Origin of the sequence: Caenibius sp. WL, assembly GCF_019803445.1 — a bacterium.
Taxonomy (GTDB): Bacteria; Pseudomonadota; Alphaproteobacteria; order Sphingomonadales; family Sphingomonadaceae; genus Caenibius.
The window spans coordinates 567934-587827 of sequence record NZ_CP081844.1 but is presented as its reverse complement, the minus strand read 5'-3'; the positions used below and the strand labels follow the sequence as shown (position 1 = coordinate 587827).

Annotated in this window: 18 protein-coding genes; 6 read left to right on the top strand and 12 right to left on the bottom strand. The window is 64.8% G+C overall.

Features of this window, described 5'->3' with window-relative positions:
- Positions 1-41 precede the first annotated feature (41 nt).
- Positions 42-326: an integration host factor subunit beta gene (locus tag K5X80_RS02920; protein ID WP_222559364.1), complete on the bottom strand. Its 285-nt coding sequence runs from the start codon at positions 324-326 to the stop codon at positions 42-44.
- A gap of 247 nt (positions 327-573) precedes the next feature.
- Between K5X80_RS02920 and K5X80_RS02915 the strand changes: the two genes are divergently transcribed.
- Positions 574-2154 carry a peptide MFS transporter gene (locus K5X80_RS02915; RefSeq protein ID WP_261390607.1) on the top strand — a complete coding sequence of 527 codons (1581 nt, stop codon included), beginning with the start codon at positions 574-576 and terminating at the stop codon, positions 2152-2154.
- A 50-nt stretch (positions 2155-2204) separates the two neighbouring features.
- Here K5X80_RS02915 and dxs read toward each other — a convergent pair whose 3' ends face one another.
- From dxs to rpe, 5 genes are all read right to left on the bottom strand, one after another.
- Positions 2205-4127 carry a 1-deoxy-D-xylulose-5-phosphate synthase gene (gene dxs / locus K5X80_RS02910; protein WP_222559362.1) on the bottom strand — a complete coding sequence of 641 codons (1923 nt, stop codon included), beginning with the start codon at positions 4125-4127 and terminating at the stop codon, positions 2205-2207.
- Positions 4128-4184: 57 nt separating this feature from the next.
- Positions 4185-4649: a Fur family transcriptional regulator gene (locus tag K5X80_RS02905; RefSeq protein ID WP_222559361.1), complete on the bottom strand. Its 465-nt coding sequence runs from the start codon at positions 4647-4649 to the stop codon at positions 4185-4187.
- A 385-nt stretch (positions 4650-5034) separates the two neighbouring features.
- Positions 5035-6624, bottom strand: a complete 1590-nt coding sequence (purH, locus tag K5X80_RS02900; protein ID WP_222559360.1) for a bifunctional phosphoribosylaminoimidazolecarboxamide formyltransferase/IMP cyclohydrolase — start codon at positions 6622-6624, stop codon at positions 5035-5037.
- Positions 6625-6631: 7 nt separating this feature from the next.
- Positions 6632-8530, bottom strand: a complete 1899-nt coding sequence (locus tag K5X80_RS02895; protein ID WP_222559359.1) for a heparinase II/III family protein — start codon at positions 8528-8530, stop codon at positions 6632-6634.
- On the bottom strand, positions 8527-9195 hold the full coding sequence (gene rpe, locus K5X80_RS02890; protein WP_222559358.1) for a ribulose-phosphate 3-epimerase: 669 nt from the start codon (positions 9193-9195) through the stop codon (positions 8527-8529). Before rpe ends, K5X80_RS02895 begins: the two co-directional genes overlap by 4 nt.
- Positions 9196-9353: 158 nt before the next feature.
- On the opposite strand from rpe, the gene K5X80_RS02885 reads away from it, so the two are divergent.
- Positions 9354-9845 (top strand): DUF2141 domain-containing protein, encoded by a 492-nt coding sequence (locus K5X80_RS02885; RefSeq protein ID WP_222559357.1) that lies wholly within the window; start codon positions 9354-9356, stop codon positions 9843-9845.
- A 28-nt stretch (positions 9846-9873) separates the two neighbouring features.
- Here the strand turns inward: K5X80_RS02885 and K5X80_RS02880 are convergent, their stop codons facing one another.
- The 3 genes from K5X80_RS02880 to K5X80_RS02870 are packed head-to-tail and all read right to left on the bottom strand — an operon-like array spanning position 9874 to position 12623.
- A complete protein-coding gene (locus K5X80_RS02880) occupies positions 9874-10641 on the bottom strand; it encodes a nucleotidyltransferase family protein (protein WP_261390606.1) in 768 nt (255 codons plus the stop codon).
- Positions 10638-11567 (bottom strand): hypothetical protein, encoded by a 930-nt coding sequence (locus K5X80_RS02875; RefSeq protein ID WP_222559356.1) that lies wholly within the window; start codon positions 11565-11567, stop codon positions 10638-10640. The genes K5X80_RS02880 and K5X80_RS02875 overlap by 4 nt, the downstream gene beginning before the upstream one ends.
- Positions 11568-11576: 9 nt before the next feature.
- Positions 11577-12623, bottom strand: a complete 1047-nt coding sequence (locus K5X80_RS02870; RefSeq protein ID WP_222559355.1) for a diacylglycerol/lipid kinase family protein — start codon at positions 12621-12623, stop codon at positions 11577-11579.
- A 229-nt stretch (positions 12624-12852) separates the two neighbouring features.
- Here K5X80_RS02870 and K5X80_RS02865 point away from each other — a divergent pair, with 229 nt between their 5' ends.
- The 3 genes from K5X80_RS02865 to K5X80_RS02855 are packed head-to-tail and all read left to right on the top strand — an operon-like array spanning position 12853 to position 15587.
- Positions 12853-13989: a CDP-alcohol phosphatidyltransferase family protein gene (locus tag K5X80_RS02865; RefSeq protein ID WP_222559354.1), complete on the top strand. Its 1137-nt coding sequence runs from the start codon at positions 12853-12855 to the stop codon at positions 13987-13989.
- On the top strand, positions 13986-14414 hold the full coding sequence (locus tag K5X80_RS02860; RefSeq protein WP_222559353.1) for an HIT family protein: 429 nt from the start codon (positions 13986-13988) through the stop codon (positions 14412-14414). Before K5X80_RS02865 ends, K5X80_RS02860 begins: the two co-directional genes overlap by 4 nt.
- 15 nt (positions 14415-14429) lie before the next feature.
- Positions 14430-15587 carry a glycosyltransferase gene (locus tag K5X80_RS02855; protein ID WP_222559352.1) on the top strand — a complete coding sequence of 386 codons (1158 nt, stop codon included), beginning with the start codon at positions 14430-14432 and terminating at the stop codon, positions 15585-15587.
- On the opposite strand, the gene K5X80_RS02850 is transcribed toward K5X80_RS02855, so the two are convergent.
- Positions 15563-16309, bottom strand: coding sequence for a phosphocholine cytidylyltransferase family protein (locus tag K5X80_RS02850; RefSeq protein WP_222559351.1), 747 nt, complete (start codon positions 16307-16309; stop codon positions 15563-15565). The two genes, K5X80_RS02855 and K5X80_RS02850, sit on opposite strands and share 25 nt — an antisense overlap.
- Positions 16310-16524: 215 nt before the next feature.
- On the opposite strand from K5X80_RS02850, the gene K5X80_RS02845 reads away from it, so the two are divergent.
- Entirely contained in the window at positions 16525-17832 is a 1308-nt protein-coding gene (locus K5X80_RS02845; RefSeq protein ID WP_222559350.1) for a lipopolysaccharide biosynthesis protein, read from the top strand.
- A gap of 30 nt (positions 17833-17862) precedes the next feature.
- Here K5X80_RS02845 and gloB read toward each other — a convergent pair whose 3' ends face one another.
- Together gloB and K5X80_RS02835 are read right to left on the bottom strand one after the other, a co-directional pair.
- A complete protein-coding gene (gloB, locus tag K5X80_RS02840; protein WP_222559349.1) occupies positions 17863-18609 on the bottom strand; it encodes a hydroxyacylglutathione hydrolase in 747 nt (248 codons plus the stop codon).
- Between the two features lie 61 nt (positions 18610-18670).
- A complete protein-coding gene (locus K5X80_RS02835) occupies positions 18671-19777 on the bottom strand; it encodes a helix-turn-helix transcriptional regulator (protein ID WP_222559348.1) in 1107 nt (368 codons plus the stop codon).
- Between the last annotated feature and the right edge of the window lie 117 nt (positions 19778-19894).

The window sequence follows — 19894 nt, the reverse complement described above, 5'->3', positions numbered from 1 at the left end:
CGGTTCAGGCCCTGGAAATTCCGCGCACTCGCCTCCCCCGATCAATCATCGGGATTGAGGCGTTCCCGTATTTCCTTGCCTGCCTTGAAATAGGGCACCCGCTTGGCCGGAACATCGACCGATGTGCCGGTACGGGGATTGCGGCCCTTGCGCGCTTCGCGGTCACGGGTCGAAAACGCCCCGAAACCGCGCAGTTCCACCCGGCCGCCTTCGGCCAAACGTTGTGCAATCTCATCGAAGAAGACGTGAACCACTTGTTCAACCTCTTCGGCCCTTAGCTCAGGATTGTCCTGAGCCAGAGCTTCCACCAATTCAGACCTGATCATCGCAATCCTCCACGACTGCGCAATCGGATCGGGGCTCCTGTTTGGCGTTTTTCCCCAATCCGTTTTTCGCGGGCCGCGACCCGCGACCGGGGCACGACACTGCCAGAGGAACAGTCCATGCGCAATTGCCTGCATGAAATAATTTGCACGCGGAAAGACTTGCTTACGTAAAGAACAGCGCTTCACAGCGCTCTGCTTTCGTCTAGTCTGCCGTGCGGGACAACTGGCAGGGAAGGTAAGCGCGAACATGACAACCCGATACGCGCAAAGCGGGGATGCATTGGGGACTTTCCTCGGGCACCCAAAGGGCCTGTTCATGTTGTTCTTTGCCGAAATGTGGGAGCGTTTCTCCTATTACGGCATGCGCGCCCTGCTGATTTTCTATCTGACCCAGCACTGGCTGTTTTCGGACGGGGAAAGCGGCGTCATCTACGGCGCCTACACCGCGCTGGTCTATATCACGCCGGTGCTCGGCGGATATCTGGCGGATCGCTATCTCGGCCAGCGCAAGGCCGTGCTGTTCGGCGCGGTCCTGCTGACGTTCGGCCATTTCCTGATGGGCTTCGAAGGCGATGGCGGCCAGGGCAGCGCGGCGCTCAACCTGTTCTGGCTCGCGCTTTCCTTCATCATCGTCGGTTCCGGCTTCCTCAAGGCCAATATCTCGGTGATGGTCGGACAGCTTTACGAACTGACCGACAAGCGCCGCGATGGCGCTTACACTATCTTCTACATGGGCATTAACCTGGGGGCGATGATGGGCGCACTGCTGTGCGGCTACGTCGGCCAGAAATACAGCTGGTCCTACGGCTTCGGTTTGGCAGGCATCGGCATGCTGGTCGGGCTGATCGTGTTCGCTGTGGGTAAGCCATGGCTGCTCGGCCGGGGCGAAGCGCCCGATCCGGCACGGCTGGCCCGGCGCCATGCGGGAATCCGGTTCGAATGGCTGATCTATGCCGTCAGCTTCGTGGCGGTCGCCGCGGTCTGGGCGATGATCCAGTACCAGGACATGGTTGGCTGGCTGCTGGCGATTTCGGGCGCGGTCCTGATCGCCTATGTCCTGTTCGTGGCGATCACCCGTCTGACTCCGCACGAACGCGACCGTATATTCGCCGCCACCTACCTGATGATCGGCTCGATCCTGTTCTGGGCGCTGTTCGAACAGGCCGGGTCCAGCCTCAACCTCTACACCGACCGTTATGTGGACCGGGCCGGGGTTCCGGCCAGCATGTTCCAGTCGATCAATTCGATCTACATCATCACTCTCGGTCCGGTGTTCGCCGCGCTGTGGACCTGGCTGGCGAAGCGTGGCCGCGAACCGTCCACCGCCGCGAAATTCGGCCTCGCCACCATCCAGCTCGGCGCAGGCTTCCTTGTGCTGGTCACGGGCGCAACCATGGGCGGTGAAGGGGCCAAGACGGCGGTCCTGTTTATTTTCCTGATCTATCTGCTGCACACCACCGGCGAACTGTGCCTGTCGCCCGTGGGGCTGTCAGCCATGAACCGCCTGTCGCCCGCGCAGATGACTTCGCTGATCATGGGGGCGTGGTTCTTTGCTTCGGCCGCGGGCAATTTCACTTCGGGCCTGATCGCGGCGGCCACCGGCTCGGAACGCGCCAGCAGCGCGGGGGCAGCGCAACAGGTGGTGCTCGACGTCTATAGCCAGGTCGGCTGGATCGCCATGGCGGTAGGCGTCGCCATGCTGGTGATCGCGCCGCTGATCACCCGGCTGATGCATCTCGACACGCTGCGTGACGATTCGCTAGCGGGAGAAGAAGAGGCAGGCGAAGCGCAAGCGGCGGGCATCCACCCCGCGACCCGGCAGTCCTGAACGGCAGAATCTGGGGGCACCGCAAGGCAGCGCCTTGCACGGGCCGTCAATCAAGCCCGCGCTTCTTCCACCCCGGCGCTGTTGTGGCGCAGCGCCTTGAGCACCGTATCGACGATCTGCGGCGCGTTGAGCCCCGCTTCGTCATACTGGTTGTCGGGCGTGTCGTGATCCTGGAACACATCGGGCAGGCGCATGGTGCGGATTTTGAGCCCGCCGTCGGTCAGCCCTTCGTCGCTCGCCAAGGTCAGCACATGGGCGCCAAGCCCGCCGATGCTGCCTTCCTCCACTGTCACCACCACATCATGCGTGGTCATCAGCCGGCGGATCAGATCGGAATCGAGCGGCTTGGCAAAGCGCAGGTCGGCAACCGTGGTCGGCAGCCCCCGGGCTTCCAGTTGGTCGGCCGCTTTCAGGCTTTCCGCCAGACGAGTGCCGAGTGAAAGGAGCGCGATCTTGCCTCCTTCGCGCACGATCCGGCCCTTGCCGATCGGCAACAGTTCGGGCGTTTCGGGCAACGGCACCCCCACCCCCGCGCCGCGCGGATAGCGGAAGGCGATCGGCCCCGCATCGTATTCCGCCGCAGTATAGGTCATATGCGCCAGTTCCGCCTCGTCCGCCGGGGCCATCACGACCATGTTGGGCAACGTGGCGAGGTAGGTGATATCGAAACTGCCCGCGTGCGTGGCGCCGTCCGCGCCCACCAGCCCGGCCCGGTCGATCGCGAAGCGCACCGGCAGGTTCTGGATGCAGACATCGTGCACCACCTGATCGAACGCGCGCTGGAGGAAAGTGGAATAGATCGCCGCAAACGGACGCAGCCCCTGTGCGGCGAGCCCGGCGGCAAAAGTCACCGCGTGCTGTTCGGCAATCCCCACATCGAACGTGCGGTCAGGATGCGCCTGCGCGAACTTGTCCACCCCGGTGCCGGTGGGCATCGCGGCGGTGATGGCGCAAATCCGGGGATCGCTGTCCGCCAGTTTAGCCAGCGTTTCACCGAACACATTCTGATAAGCAGGCGGGCCGCCGTTGCTCTTCTTCTGTTCGCCGGTGATGACGTCGAATTTCTGGACACCGTGATACTTGTCCTCCGCCGCTTCGGCCGGGGCATAGCCCTTGCCCTTCTGCGTCACGACATGGACGAGAATCGGCCCTTCAGCGGCATCCCGCACGTTCTGCAACACCGGGATCAGGGCATCGAGATCGTGCCCGTCGATCGGGCCAACGTAGTAGAAGCCCAGTTCCTCGAACAGGGTGCCGCCCATCGCCATGCCGCGCGCGAATTCATCGGTCTTGCGTGCCGCTTCGTGCAGCGGACGCGGCAGGCGGCGCGCGAATTTCTTCGCCAGTTCGCGCAGGCCGAGGAAGCGCCCGCTGGAAACCAGCCGCGCGAGATAGGCCGACAGCCCGCCGACCGGCGGGGCGATCGACATATCGTTGTCGTTCAGAATGACGACCAGCCGATTGCCCGCCGCTTCGGCGTTGTTCATCGCCTCATAGGCCATGCCCGCACTCATCGCGCCGTCGCCGATCACCGCAATCGCCTTGCCCGGCTGGTTCGAAAGCTGGTTGGCCACGGCGAAGCCGATGGCCGCCGAAATCGAAGTGGACGAATGCGCGGTGCCGAAAGGATCGTATTCGCTTTCGCTGCGCTTGGTGAAGCCGGACAGGCCGCCGCCCTGGCGAATCGTGCGAATCCGGTCACGCCGCCCGGTGATGATCTTGTGCGGATAGGCCTGGTGGCCGACATCCCACACCAGCCGGTCTTCCGGTGTGTTGAAGACATAGTGCAGCGCCACCGTCAGTTCGACGACACCCAGGCCAGAGCCCAGATGCCCGCCGGTCTGACCGACGGCAGCGATCATTTCCACCCGCAGTTCATCCGCGAGCTGCCGCAATTGCGCGGGTTCGAGCTGCCGCAAATCCGCGGGGACATGCACACGATCAAGCAGGGGCGTTGCCGGATTATCGGTCATCGCGGGGCGCTTACACTGCAAAACCGGACCTGTCGATGAACAGTCACGCCTGCGCAATCAGCCCGCACAGGCATTGCACAGCCCCCGCAATTCGACCACGGGCCGCACATCGGCAAAACCGGCACGCTGGCCCGCGTTGCGCAGGGCGCCGGTCAACCCGTCGTCATCGACGTGGGTCGCCTGCCCGCACTTGTCGCAGATCAGGAAAATGCAATCGTGGCGGCAGCCGGGGTGGACGTTGGCGAGATAGGCATTGGCGCTTTCAAGACGATTGGCGAGATTGGTCCGCACGAAAAGATCGAGAATGCGATAGACGCTGTTGGCCGCCACCCGTTTGCCGCGCCGGGCGGACAGGTCTTCGGCAATATCGTATGCGGATACCGGACGCGCACCGTCAGCCAGCGCGCGGAACACGTCCGCGCGCATATCCGTCCATTGTTCACCGGCGTCGGTCAAAACCGCACGCGCGACATCGATCAACCTGTCGCCGGAAACTTCGCTGTGATGATGGTGGCCCTGCATGGCCATAACATAGGCATGCCAATGGCGGGGGGCAATCAACCGATGACCGGCGGGCACGATAATGTGCGGCGAAGCGCCTGTTCGCTATTGCGACGGCATCGATGAGGGGCCGCTTTTGCGAGCGGACCGCCCCAGCATCAGAGCGTGAGACCCGGCGCAGCCGCGAAGAAATGCACCGCCACGATCACCGCACCCAGCACGAAGCCGATGCCGAAATTGCGATAGAGGTCGTTTCTGGTTCCAAACATGGCATCCAATCCATTGTGCTGCTGCGCCGCCCGCGGGCGGCAGGCGCCCGAGATGCCCCCGGGCGGCTGACCTGCCGCTGAACGCGCTTGCGGGCGGGCGTTCATCCGCCCGCAAGCGCTGATTCGTTGCGATGATATCAGTGGCGGAAGTGACGCATCCCGGTGAAAACCATGGCAAGGCCGGCTTCATCCGCCGCCTTGATCACTTCCTCGTCCCGGATCGAGCCACCCGGCTGGATCACGGCCGTCGCCCCGGCTTCCACCGCAGCCAAGAGGCCGTCAGCGAAGGGGAAGAAAGCATCCGAAGCGACCGCGCTGCCCGTGGTGCGCGGTGCGTCCCAACCGTACTGCTCGGCCGCTTCACGCGCCTTGATCGCGGCGATGCGGGCACTGTCGCGGCGGTTCATCTGCCCCGCGCCGATTCCGGCGGTCGCCCCGTCCCGGGCATAAACGATCGCGTTCGACTTCACATGCTTGGCCACAGTCCAGGCGAACAGGCAGTCCTTGAGTTCCTGTTCGGTGGGCGCACGCTGCGTCACCACTTTGAGCATGTCGGGGGTGACAAAGCCGTTATCACGGTCCTGCACCAGCAGGCCGCCCGCAATCACCACTTCGCTCATCCCCGGACGGCGCGGATCGGGCAGGCCATCGGTGATCATCAGGCGCAGGTTCTTCTTGCGGGCGAACGCCGCCCGCGCCGCTTCGTCCGCACCGGGCGCGACGACGACTTCGGTGAAGATTTCGCAGATCGCTTCCGCCGTCGGACCATCGAGCGGAACGTTGGTGGCCACGATCCCGCCGAACGCCGAGACCGAATCGCACGCCAGCGCATCCTGCCACGCTTCGAGCAGCGTGCCGCGCTGAGCCACGCCGCAGGGATTGGCATGCTTCACGATCACCACCGCCGGATCGCCACCGGCGAATTCCGCCGCCAGCTCCAGGGCCGCCGCGGCATCGTTGTAATTGTTGTAGGACAGTTCCTTGCCCTGAATCTGTTCGGCCTGCGCGATCCCGGTGCCATGCAGCGTTTCCGGTACATAGAGCGCGGCTTCCTGATGCGGATTTTCGCCATAGCGCAGCGTGCTGACCAGACGGCTGGCCACTGCACGACGGGCGGGGAACTTTTCCCCCTGATCGACGCGTGCGAACCACTGGCTGATTGCCGAATCGTAAGCCGCCGTGGCAGCGAATGCCTTGGCCGCCATGGCTTTACGGAAATCGAGCGTGGTCGCCCCGCCTTTCTCACCCAACTGGCCGAGCAGCGCCGCATAGTCCGCCGGATCGGTGATGATGGTGACAAATGCGTGGTTCTTCGCGGCGGAGCGAACCATCGAGGGGCCCCCGATATCGATATTCTCGATCACTTCATCGCGTTCCGCCCCTTTGGCCACGGTCTGCTGGAAGGGATAGAGATTGACGACGACGAGATCGATCGCACCGATGGCGTGATCGGCCATCGCCTGCGCATGTTCCGGATTGTCACGAACGGCCAGCAGCCCGCCATGGACCATCGGGTGCAGCGTCTTGACCCGGCCATCCATCATTTCGGGAAAACCGGTGAGGTCCGACACGTCTTTCACGGCAAGCCCGGCATCGCGCAGCGCCTTGGCCGTGCCGCCGGTGGATACCAGTTCCACGCCCAGCCGCGCCAGGCCCTGCCCCAGTTCAACCAAGCCGCTCTTGTCGGACACCGAGAGCAGTGCCCGCTTGATCGTGATTTCCGCCATCGCGGTATTACCCCATTTTCTTGAGCAGCCACGAGAAACTCCCGCCGCCGCGTGACACCATTCCGGATATGACCAGTTGCTGGATCGGCTGCGGCCTGCCGCTGCCGTCCGACCAAAGGCTTTCCTCGATTGAAAGTTCGACGCCATCTACGCCGACGACGGCAAATTGCCAATAGCTGCCATCGGGCAGGGCCAGCCCGGCCCCGTTGCAGTTTTCCGACAGGCCCAGTTCCACCCCCGGCCCGACATGGAAACGGACGGCGAAGCCGATCTTGCCCCGCTTGCCCTTGCGCCCTTCGGGCACCAGCACGTCTTCGCCGCGCAATTCGCTGCCATCGTCGCGCAGGATCAGAATACGGCGGTGAATCAGGCCATAACGCGCGACATAGCCATCGTGGCTGGCTTCGATCCGGGTCGCCCCGGCGCCTTCCAGTTCCAGCGTACGGCGATCCACTTCGACTTCGCCTACGCCGCCGCCCAGCTTGCCGTTGATCAGCACGGCGGTGGAATTCACATCATCCAGCACCAGCGTGGAATGGGCGGCGGTGGCGCGCAGGCCCTGTTCGATCCGCACCGGGATCTGTCCCCCGGCAAACGCCGCGCCGCCGCAGTTGACGATCAGGCGCTGTTCGCCATGGGAAAATTCGAACGCCAGAGTGGAGGCGCAGCCCGCGCGCGTATGGCGCGCCAGCGGCGGCGGGGCAGTGTCGAACTGCAGCAGCGCCTTGCCCGCCGAAACCCGCTGATAGCCCCACTGGCGCACTTCGCGCAGCGGCCGGGTGCGTACCCCGCTCGCCTCAATCAGAGCGGCGATGCGATCCGGCCATACGGCACCCGAACCCTGCCAGTTGCCCAGCGCGCCATCGCCATGCACCAGCGCCAGCAGCGGCGGCACCAGCATGGCCAGCATCGCTTCCACCGCCTGCGGCGGCGGACGGCGGATCGCGCGGTAGCAGGCGCTGAGTTCGACCAGCAGGCCGATCGCTTCCATCTGGTCGAGCGGGCTGCGCGACAGAACACCGCCATCATCGCCCACAAGATCGCCCAGCGCATGGACGAGACCGGATTCGCCGAACAGCCGCCGCGGACCGCCATCGGGCAGCAACACGCCCGCCGCGGTAATCGCCGCCCAGCCCGCCACTTCGGCCAGCCGGTCGTCCGCCTTGCCGATATTGCGATCGAGCCAGCGCGCCGTTTTGGCCATGGCTGCCAATGTCCGGGTACGCAGCGCCTTGTCCGGTCCCGACAACAGCAGGGGCGCATAGACGAACCAGTTCAGCAGCCTGTGCCCGGCATTGCCGACTTTCCACGCGGGGCCCTTGCCCGGGCGGGGATTGGCTTCCAGCCAGGCAGCCAGAATGCGTTCCGCCGTGGCGGTACACTGTTCGCGCGGCGCGGAGGCGGCAAGATCGGCCAGCCAGGAAAAGCCGTGGACCGTGTGTTCGAATGGCGGAGTCAGTTTGGCGCTGGGGGTGAAATCCATCTGCGCGATAGGCGCCTTGACCCCGTGCACCAGGAAATGTCCCGCCCGCAATGCGACGCCCGCCTGCCGATCGCCGACCAGCGGGCTTTCCACTGTCGCCAGCAGGCGGATTCTTGCGGGCTTGCGAAACGGTGAAGCCAGTGCCGTCCCCGGCACCCCCAGCCGATAGGCGAAGCGCACCAGCCTCTCGCCCGCGCCCAGCGGCACCGGAGCGAATTCGGCCAGTGCCAGCGCCCGGCCCGGTTCGATCAGCGTGCCGCGCGGTTCATGGGGGGGCGTGGGGGGCAATTCGGGCAAGACCGCCTCTGCCCCAGGGGCGGCAGGCAGGGTTGCCGGTGCGGTTTCATCAGCGGGCGGCACAGGGTCGCCCGTCACATCATCGCGGTGCAGCGCCGACCCGTTCTGCGCCGCGGTCTCGGTCATTCACGGCCACCTTTCAGCGCAGCGATGTTGGGGGCGTAGTGATCCGGCCCACCCTTGAACGCCGCCGATCCGGCGACCAGCACATCGGCCCCGGCATCGACGCATTGCCGCGCCGTTTCCGGATTGACCCCGCCATCGACTTCGAGATGAATGGCGCGGCCCGACTTGTCGATCATCTTGCGCACGGCTTCGATCTTGCGAAGCTGGCTGGCGATAAAGCTCTGCCCGCCAAAACCGGGGTTGACACTCATCACCAGCACCAGATCGATCTCGTCGATCAGATAGTCGAGCATCTTGGCCGGGGTGCCGGGATTGAGGGAAACCCCCGCCTTCTTGCCCAGCCCTTTGATCGCTTGCACCGTGCGGTGGATATGCGGACCCGCTTCGGGGTGAACGGTGATGATATCCGCGCCCGCTTGCGCGAACGCTTCGAGATAGGCATCCACCGGCGAAATCATCAGGTGCACGTCGAACGGTTTGTCCGACCATGATCGGATGGCTTTCACCACGTCGGGGCCGATAGTCAGATTCGGCACGAAATGGCCATCCATCACGTCCACGTGAATCCAGTCGGCGCCCGCTTCGTCGATCGCGCGGACTTCTTCGCCCAGCCGTGCGAAGTCGGCGGACAGGATCGATGGGGAGATCAGAGGAATGGTGGCCATTATGGCCTATTGCCCTATCCACCAGCCCTTGTGTCCACAAGGACGAGACAGGGCGTTTTCCACACAAGATATGCACCTGAACGGCGCGCAGCCGCCAATTCACTGGGTATTCATGGCCCAATCCCTACACGGTCCGTCGGAAAGGAGATGCAAAGCGAATGCACAAATTGCTGACGACTTCCGCATTGGCGCTGTCAATTGCCAGCATGCTGGCACTGCCCGCCTCCGCCACCCCCTACCGGCAGGAAATTGCCAACAACATGCGCCATTGCGATGGCAATTCCGGGCCCGCCATCAAAGTGACCGTGTCGGGCATCCGCTCGGCCAGCGGCACCGTGCGTGTCCAGAGTTATCGCGCCACCCAGGCCGAATGGCTGACCAAGGGGCGCTGGATCAACCGCATCGAAGCCCCCGCCCGCAACGGCACGATGGCGTTCTGCGTCCCTCTTCCGGCGGCCGGAACCTATGGCATCGCCGTGCGCCACGACGTGAACGACAACGGCAAGACCGATATCCGCACCGATGGCGGGGCCATGTCGAACAACCCCAGCATCAACATCTTCAATCTCGGCAAGCCGAGCTACAAAAGAGTCGGAGTGGATGTGGGGGGGGGTGTAACCCCCATCACCATCACCATGCGCTACATGTAACGCCGGACTGCGGCGGCCGGACTGGCGGCTAACGCCTGGCGGCCACCGATCGCACCAGCGCCAGATCGGCAACCTTGTCGACATCGACAGCGGCCAGGCCGTCCCGCGCCGGCACCATCGCCGCGCGGATACCGATCCGCCGCCCCAGCCTTGCCACGGCTTCACCCAGCGTCAGCGTGCCCCGCAGATAATCCCACAGGACGCGCGGGCCGAGCTTTGCCGCGATACGCCACGGCTTCTTGCGGTTGGCTTCCACATCCCGCCAGGTGGCAATGGCGTGGCGGGCGTCCGGGCTCGCCAGCAGAAACAGATTGCAGCCCGACCATTGCCCGTCGGCAAAGCGCAGCCAGGTGCGGCGCGTTTCGGGCACCGCCCGCTCGACCGCATCGCGCCGCGCCAGCAACAGCGCGACATCGGCATCGACCGGGCTATCTTCAATGAATTGCCGCACCCATTCGGGCTGCAGCAGCGCATGATCGGCGGTGGTGACAAGCATGGGCGCACCCAGATGGCTGAATGCGCGGGCTACGCTGCCGCTCGGCCCGCTTTCGGGCGGGATCACTTCCGCCCCCAGCCGCTCGGCCAGCGCCACCACCTCCGGCGCATCGGCCGCCACCGCGACCCGTTCCACCCCGGCCGCGCGCAGAGCGGCATGGACCCGCGTCAGCAGTGGCGCGCCGTCGACCAGCACCAGCGCCTTGTGCGCCACACCTTCGGCCTGCGCCACCGGATCGGGCGCGCCGGGGCGCGATCCGGCCAGAATAAGCGCCGATGGCACCGGGATGGGCATGCTCATGCCTGCTGCTTGCGCCGTTCGCGCCAGACGCGCCACAACACCCCGGGCGCAGCCAGCAGCGGATGCTTCTCCCGCCACGGCGTCACCGCGACCGCGACACCGGTATGCCGTTCCACTTTCCACGCGGCGTAGCGCGCGGCCCCATCGAACGTCGCAGTCGCGCGGACCAGCCGCGCCAGATTGTAAGGCTTGCCCAACCGCCGCCGCCGCGACCACCAGCGGCGGATACGGTTGCGCTCCCCACCTTTCATCAGCGGGGCGAGCTGCGCGCCCACGCGCGTGCAGGGGATGTTCGCGGCTTCCAGTGCCACCGACAGCAGACCATCGAAATGGGCGCGGTTGGCGGCGAGAATGGTATCTTCCCGCCCCGGCTTTTCCACCCGGAATTCCGCTTTGTAAGTCGCGCGGAACAGCGCCCGCCAGAAATCTTCCGCTACCCCGGTCTGCGGCCCCAGCGCCACCGCCAGCCGCGTGGCGGTGACGATCGCGGCGGCGATGGCATCGATCACCCCTGCGCGCGCCGCCTCGTCCCGCACCCAGGCCAGAGCGCAGGGCTGAACGAAGCGGGCCCAGATCGTGGTGTCGAGCAGATCGCCAGACGCGGCGGCGTGGAACGTCGCCAGATGCATCGTGGCCACTTTGGCCCGAAGCACCTGCCCATCATGCTCCCACTCGTGATAGCTGACCCGGGGCCAAATTCCGCTTTCCCGCGGGCCGGGCAGAAGAACGTAGAAATCGAGCACACCTTCCAGTTCGCCCGTGCGCAGGTTCGAACCGTAAAACAACACGGCCTGCGCCCCGGCTGCTTCCGCCAGCTTGGTTGCATAGGCGCGCACCAGCGGAGCCATCGGCGCATCGAGGCTGGCGGCGACTCTCGCCTTCAGCGCGCCGGGCGATGCAGGGCTATCGGAAACGGGTGACCCCATCGCTGGCGATCAGGGGGCGACGAACTGGATCTTCGGGCCGAGGCGCAAGCGATAACGCCCCGCGGGAAAGGCTTCGCCATCGAGAATGAAGCTGCCATCCAGATCCACCAGCGCCTCGTCCACCGCGCCGCGATGCACGCCCAGCTTCTGAAAAGCGGGGCGATCCCAGCCCATCAGCAATCCGGGCACGAGCGCGACCACCCGCCGCAGCGGCGCATCGAGCAGCGCATAGCGAATGCCCGGCCGGGGCCGGCCGAAAGGATTGAGCCCCGCCGGAAAGCGTTTCAGCGTGGAAAAGGCCATCGCATAGCGCTGATCGCGCCGCCCATGGCCCGAATGCGGGACTTCGCTGCCATCCGCCGCGTCATAGATACGCATGCCGGTGGCGGTGCGCCACGGCGATGCACCGAGGCCGAACAACGCCTGAAACACACCCGCGACAGCCGTCAGCGCCACGGCGAAGCTGTTGAACGCCCCCAGCTTGTGTGCGGTCTGCCCGTCTTGCGTGGCGGTGGTGAAAATGCCCGCGCCAAAGACATAGCCGAGCACCGGCACACCCTGCCCATCGGCCTGTTCGACCAAGATCGGACGTCGTTCGACAAGGTGCCCATCCACTGCCGCGATCAATGCGTCGGACAGGGCCCAATGGTTGGGCAGCCCGAGATCGACCGCCAGCGCGTTGGTCTTGCCTTTGGGCAGAACGATCAGGCGCGGCCAATGATCGCCAAAAGCTGCGGCGCCACAGGTGAGCACATCGCGGACGGTGCCATCCCCGCCGTCGACCGCAAGCAGATCGATGCCGCGCTCGGCAAAACCGCTGAGCACGCGGGCCAGTTCGCTGCGAGTCGGCGGGCTGGCGGTCAGGATATTGGGCTGGCCATCCAGTTCGGGCAGGTGGCCCTTGTTGCGATGACTGCGCGGATTGCGGATCACTCCGACCAGCGGCACGTCACGCAGGGCGGGCGGTACGCGCGGGTGCACGACCGCGACCGGCGCGCCGGATCGGGCGGCCATCGACCGCGACCTGCCGTCGAACTGGTAGATCGATCCTTCCATCAGGCGCGCTATATCGATGTTGCAGGCGCGAAAAACTACCGTTTTTTTACACGAAACGGCTTTTTGCGATAGCCGCCAACTCATGGGATAGACTATCCTATTGGATTCAGGAACTTTTCTAAAATCCGTCCACTTACCTTATCAGACGCAGTCTGTTGCCATCCCATTGTCATCGCCCACGCCAGGCCTTAGTCGGACTGCAAACAATCATGGGGCCGGCTGGCACACAATGAACACCGACAATCACTCCAAACCGGGCAGCGAGACTGTTGGCAACAACCCGACCCCGCTGTGGGGCCTGACGATGGCCGAACGCACCCGGCGTCTTGCCCGGGCGGCGGGGCTGCGGGATGACGATATCGCCCCTGTCGTCATCGCCAATGCCAATGTCGCGTTCGATCCGGCATGGTTCCGCCACGTGGCGGAAAACCCCGGCCTGGTGCTGACGCTGGGCGGTGTCCCGGCGCTGGCCCACGCCCGCACGGCGGAAGAGGCGGCGGCGATCCGCCGGGCGATCGACGGGGGGGGCCCGCTGAATACAACCGGCGATGCCACCGTGCTGGCGTTTGAGGACAAGCCCACCATCACGAACAAGCAGCTCCGCAAGCGGGAGACGCCATTCCTGATGGCCCTGACTCCGCAAAGCGTGCGGCAGGCCGAACGCGCCAGCTATTTCGGGGCTTACAAGGGTGTCACGGATATCCTGACCAAGTACCTGTGGCCCGAATGGGCTCTGGTGCTGACCCGGCTCGCCGCGAAGTGCGGCATCACGCCGAACATGGTGACAGCGCTGGGGGCGTTCCTCTGCGTGGCTGCCACGTTCGCTTTCGCTTATGGCCGCTATTGGGAAGGCATGGCGATGGGGCTGGGCTTCATGGTGCTCGACACGGTAGACGGCAAACTGGCCCGCTGCACGATCACCTCAAGCTGGTGGGGGAACATTTTCGACCACGGAATCGATCTGGTCCATCCCCCCTTCTGGTGGTGGTTCTGGGCAACCGGACTGGTCTACTGGGGGCTGGCGCTCGACACCACCACCTTCTGGTGGGTGCAGGGCGCGATTCAGGGCGGCTATATCGTCCAGCGGCTGATCGAAGGAATCTTCATTCGCTCGTTCGACGGGCTGCATATCCACGTCTGGCGCAAATTCGACAGCCAGTTCCGCCTGATCACCGCCCGCCGCAACCCGAACATGGTGATCCTGTTCGTATCCATGCTGTTTTCCCGCCCCGATCTCGGCATCATCGCGGTTGCATGGTGGACAGTGCTGAGCTGCGCGGTGCATCTGGTGCAGTTGATCCATGCCCGCATTTTCGTCGCCCGGGGTGGCACGATCACGTCCTGGCTGGCAGAAGGGAAAGCATGAACGAGACAATCCGCACTTTCGGCTATCCTGACACGCTGATCCGCGAATTCGATCACTGGGTGGTGCTGCTGCGCCCCGCCCAGCCCACGCTCGGCAGTCTGGTGCTGGCCGCCAAATCGGATGCGACGGCGTTCGGCGATCTGCCCACCCCCGCCCATGCCGAACTCGCGCCGATCACACAGGCTATCGAATCCGGGCTCGGCCAGTTCGTGAATTACGCCAGGATCAACTATCTGATGCTGATGATGGTCGATCCGCACGTCCATTTCCATGTCATCCCACGCTATGACGGCGCGCGCGAATGGAACGGGCGCACTTTCACCGATGCGGGATGGCCCAAGGTTCCCGATCTCGGTCAGGCCGTCGCTCTCGATCAGGAGGAAAAGGCCCGTCTGCGGGAGGAGATCGCCGCCTGTTTCGGCTGATTCCAGAGTCCGGGTATGCCTTCCATCGCTATTTTCGTTCATGATCTTTCCGCCACCGGCGTCGTCCGCAACGCGCTGGCCATCGCCCACCATATGCAGGAAGTGGCCGGGTGGCGGGTGCGCCTGCTGCTGGGACACGAAGGGGGCGATCTGGCCAGCGCGGCGGAAGGGATCGCACGCGATGTCCTGCTGACCGGCAAGGAAACCCGCGCCCGGCGTTCACGAGCCTTGATCCGGGCCGTTCCCCGTCTGCGCGCGCTGATAAGGGACAATCCGCCCGACATCCTGCTTTCGGCAGGCAATCACGCGCATCTGCCATGCCTGCTCGCCACGCGGGGGCTGGAACGGCCGCTGCGCGTCTATCGCATCAGCAACGATCTGGCACACAAATCGGGCAATCTCAGCGCGCTGCCCGGCGCGCTCCGGCGGCGATTGGTCGCGGGATGGATCGCCCGCGATGCGGCAAAGCTGGTACTGGTTTCGCCCAACCTCGCCCGGGAAGCGGTGCTGAGCCGCGCATTGCGCAAGGGCAAGGCGATGGTCATCCGCAACGGCGTGCCGCTGGCAGCGGTCGCCGCGCAGAAGGATGCCCCTGCCGGCCATCCGTGGTTCGATGAAGATATTCCGGTGCTGATCGCCGTGGGCCGGCTGGTGCAACAGAAGAATTTCCCCACTTTGCTCCGTGCGCTCGCCCGGGCCCGCCAGACGCGGGACCTGCGGCTGATCCTGCTGGGTGGCGGCTCACCCGAGAAACGAGCGGAGCTTGAGCAGTTGGCCGCTTCGCTGGGTCTGACCGGCGCGCTCGATTTCGTTGGCCGGGTGGCCAATCCGTTCCCCTATATCGCCCGCGCCACGGCGCTGGTCCTGCCTTCCTTCTGGGAAGGATCGGCCAATGTCCTGCTGGAAGCGATGGCCTGCGGGACTCCGGTGGTCGCATCGCGCACGGCGGGCAATGCCGCCGAAGTGGTCGATGACGGGCGCTATGGCGTGCTGGTCGATCCTGCGGATGCGGACGCTATGGCCGAGGCGATCCTGCGCCAGTGCGATCCGGCAACCCGGATAGAGCCCAGCACGAGAGTGCAGGATTTCGACATCGGCAAGACGCTGGACGCCTACGCGCGGCTGTTCGCCGAACTGGCGGACGCCGATCAGCCTGCGGCGGCGGCCCACTGATCGGTCAGACCGGTTGCGATCTCGATATCGTTAAGGAAATCGACTTCGGCCCAGCCCAGCCCCTCAATCGCCACCGTGCCCACTTTTCCGGTGGGTGCCAGACTGTCGATCACTTTGAGATACCAGTGCTGCACCCCTTCAGGCGTGCGCATCGCAGCGCGCACTGCTTCACGGAACAGCGCCGCGCCTTCCCGGCGGAAAGCAAGGAAACCGATCGATTCGGCATTGGTTTCTTCCGCGCTCAGCGTTTTGCCGATGCGGATCAACCGTTCGCCTTCGCGGGCCACTTTCATATCGTCGCTGTCGTAGCTGTCCTTGACATCCACCGTCACCGCGATCGGCCAGCCGTTGTCTTCCTGCACTTTGGCCACAATCTCGTCCGACACCAGGGTATCGCCGTTGAGAATCAGGAAATCGCCGTGCATTGCCTCGCGTGCGATCCAGCATGACCCGAGATTGTCGGCCACTTTGTAGAACGGATTGAAACGGGTGCGGATCTCCACCCGGGGATCATCGATCGCAGCGATCGCCTCATCGACCATATCGGTCATGAAGCCGGTCACCACGTCGATCCGGCGCACGCCCCCCCGCGCCAGCATCTCTATCTGCCAGGCCAACAGGGAGCGGCCCGAAAACTCGATCAGGCATTTGGGTCGGTCAACCGTGAGCGGCAACATGCGCGAGCCTTGCCCGGCGCTGAGCAGTATGGCGTGTTCAATCATCGCCGTTGCTCTAGTGCGTGATCGGCCCGGAATGAAGCGAATATGTTTTCGCCGCGCACAGCTCACGGTTTATCGGCTTCGCCGTCCCTGCCTTCCTGTCCGACAGCGGGCCACCCTTGCCCCTCCCTGCCCCCTCCCCTGCCGATGCCGCTTGCGCAAAACCGGCGCGTCGTCCAAAGGCTATGGCAATGCCGCCGAAGGCCCGCTCGCGACCAATGCCCCAATCCCTGCTGGGCCGCATGCTCACCAACACCGTCTGGCTGTTGGGGGGCAAAGGGTTTGGTGCGATTTGCAGCCTGCTCTATCTGGCGATTCTCACCCGTACGCTCGGGATCAAGGGTTTCGGCCACTTTTCGCTGATTTTCGGCACATCGCAGGCGCTTGTGGCGCTGGCCGGGTTCCAGACCTGGCGGATCGTGGTGCGCTATGGCGCGGAATACGTCCACAACAAGGATTGGGGCGCTTTCGGCCGCCTCAGCGCCTTGTGCGGATTGCTCGATATTCTCGGCGCGATCACCGGGACACTGATCGCCTGGGTGGTGTTCTTCCAGTTCAGCGACGCGCTGGATATCAATCCCGATCTGGTCCAGACCGCGTTCTGGTTCAACGTCGCGGCGATATGGGCGCTGGTCTCGGCTCCGACCGGCATCGTGCGCGCGCTCGACCGGTTCGATGCGGCGACATATGTCGAAGCGGTGGTGCCGATCGGCCGGCTGATCGCCGCCGTCGCCATCTGGCTCACCGAACCCAGCCTTATTCGTTTCCTGATCGCCTGGGCGGTGATCGATCTCATCGAAGCGCTGCTCTACTGGCTGCTGGCGCGCCGTCTCGCCCCCGAAGCGATCAACTGGCGGGTGATGCGCGACTGGCGGCGGGCGCTGCACGAAAACCTCGGGATCGTCCGTTTCTTCCTCATCACTTTCGCCACCGCCACGGTGGACGCGGCGATCCGTAACGGGCCGCTGCTCGCGGTCGGCTATTTCGCCGGCACCAAGGCGGCGGGCCTGTTCCGCCTCGCCCAGCAATTGAGCCAGGGCCTGGGTAAGCTCTCCACGCTGCTCACCCGGTCTGCCTATGCCGAAATCGCCCGCGCCCGCTTTGCCGCCGCGTCGGACGAATTCCGCAAGCTGGTGGTGCACACCAGCCTGCTGGCGGGCGCGGCCAGTGCGCTGGTCGTCGTGCTTTCGGTCCTGCTCGGCAAGCAGTTGCTGGCGCTGCTCGGCGGCGACGATTTCGGCGCGGCCCATGCGATTCTGATTCCCCTGACGGTCGGCGCGGCATTCGAACTGGCCAGCGTGGCTTTCGAACCCGTGCTGCATTCCACCGGCAACGCCCGGCAAGCGCTGGTGGCCAAGCTCCTCTCGCTGGGGGTCATGGCCATTTTCGTGGCGATGTTCGCCGACAGCCACAGCGCCGTGGGTATCGGCTGGGCAATCGCGATTTCCGGGGCCACGGCCTATTTCTTCGCCGGAATCATGGCTTGGCGAAAACTCGATTCTCCCGTCCTTCCGGCCGACCGCTGACCGCCACCGCGATCGCCGGCTCCGCCGGTGCTAGCCTTTGAAATTGTCCTTCAGCGCGCGCAGTTGGGCAAAAGCCGCTGCCGGCTCATGCTCCGCACTGAGCAGGGGAGCGCGCAGGAACGGGTTGGTTGCACGTTCAGCCGCAATCGTCGTCGGCACGGTCGGCTCCCCCCGCTCGCGCGCCGCGCGCACTTGCGCCATTCGCGCCGCCAGATCGGGCGCGGGATCGACGGAAAGCGCGAACCGCCCGTTGGCGAGCGTGTACTCATGCGCGCTGTACACCACCGTCTCCGCCGGCAGTTCCGCCAGCCGCGACAGGCTGGCCCACATCTGTTGCGGCGTTCCTTCGAACAGCCGGCCGCATCCCAGCGGGAACAGCGTATCGCCGACAAACACGACTCCATCCGCTGCATCGTAATAGCTGATATGGCCCAGCGTATGCCCGCCGGTGTCGAGCACGGCAAACTGCGTGCCGCCGAGCGCCACGGTATCGCCATCGCCCACCTCCCGGTCGAGCGGGTAATGCGCTAGCACTTCCCGCGGGCCGATCAGTTCTGCGCCGAACCGGGCCTTGATCGCCGCATTGCCCCCGGCATGATCGGGATGCCAATGGGTGTTGAGCACCAGATCAATGCCCCAGCCCTGCGCTTCCGCCGCGGCGATGATCGCTGCGGCATCGGGCGTATCGATACAGGCAACCCGCTCGCTTTCCCCATCGCGCACGAGGAAGCCGTAATTGTCGCTCAGGCACGGGAACTGGTGGATGGTCAGCGGCATGATCTCTTTCCTGCTGTGATTTTTCCGCCATTATCGCCGCAATACCGCGCGATGGGAAGGTTCACGCCAGCGCAAGCACGCTGGTGAGGATATAGCGGATCAGATCGTTCTGCCCCCGCGCGCCCATCTTGGCATAGATTTTCTTCGAATAGTTTCGCGCGGTTTCCACGGTGATGCCAAGGCTCTGCGCCGCTTCTGCAATGGACATGCCCCGGCTGAGCGCCAGCGCAAGCCGCGCTTCGCTGGGCAGAAGGCCGAACAGTTCGGCAATCTGTTCGTAGCGGTCGGATTCGGACTGGGTATCGCCTTGCAGGTAGGCGATCATCGCCGGCGTGCCCGCCGTGCCCGTGACTTCCCCGCTGACGGGGGCGAGCAGCATTTCCCCCCATGGGTCGGTGCTGATGCTCATTGCCCGGGGCCGCCCGCCGGGGGCCGAGGCCAGATCCTTGATCGCGGCGGACAACTTGCGGTCGATCTGCGGATCCGAGGCCACCAGACGCCCGTTGCGGGCAATCCGCAATCCCTGCCCATATTGCAGCATGCGCTGCGCCTGCGGCGTCACTTCCACCACGCAACCGTTGGCATCGAGGCTGATCCAGCCGAACGCCAGACGGCGCATCATGTCATCGGCGATGCTGGACCGCATCCTTTCCCGTTCCAGCGCGATATGGCTGCGCAAGGCGATGCGGAAATGCGTCGCCAGGCGGCTGAGCAGCGCCGAATCCGCCGCCGAAAAATCGCTCCGGTCGCGCGAGACGCTGAGCCAGGTGCTGACTCCGCTCGGTTCCGAGACCCGCACCAGCCGCATGAACCGAATCCCGCTGGGCGCCAGGACATCGCGGCGGAATGTCTCGTGCACCGGATCGCCATCGATAAACAGTTCAGGCAGCGAATAGACCCGTCCTTCGCGCATCTGGAAGCCGAGGAAGGGATCGTTCTTATACAATTCCTCGCGGTAGAGCTGATTGAGCGCAGGCGGCGCGCGCGTGCCGGAAAACAGTTCCACCGGGCTGTTGGGTGGGCGATCCGGCGGGCGGAAGATGATCCCGGCAAAGCGCGCGCCCAGCCGCGCGCGCAGCCGGTCGAGAAACGTCTGCCACAAGGGCTGGTCGAACGACCCCGCATAGAGCGCGGTCAGCAGATCGTCTTCGTCGCGGGCGGTGAGCATGCGGTTTCTGTCCTCTCGATTACATACTCCCATATGGGAGGCTACATGTCGAGAATCACTGTCTAGATCGCAGCCACCGTGTGCCGTACTTTGGAATCACCAGGCGCACTCGTCGGG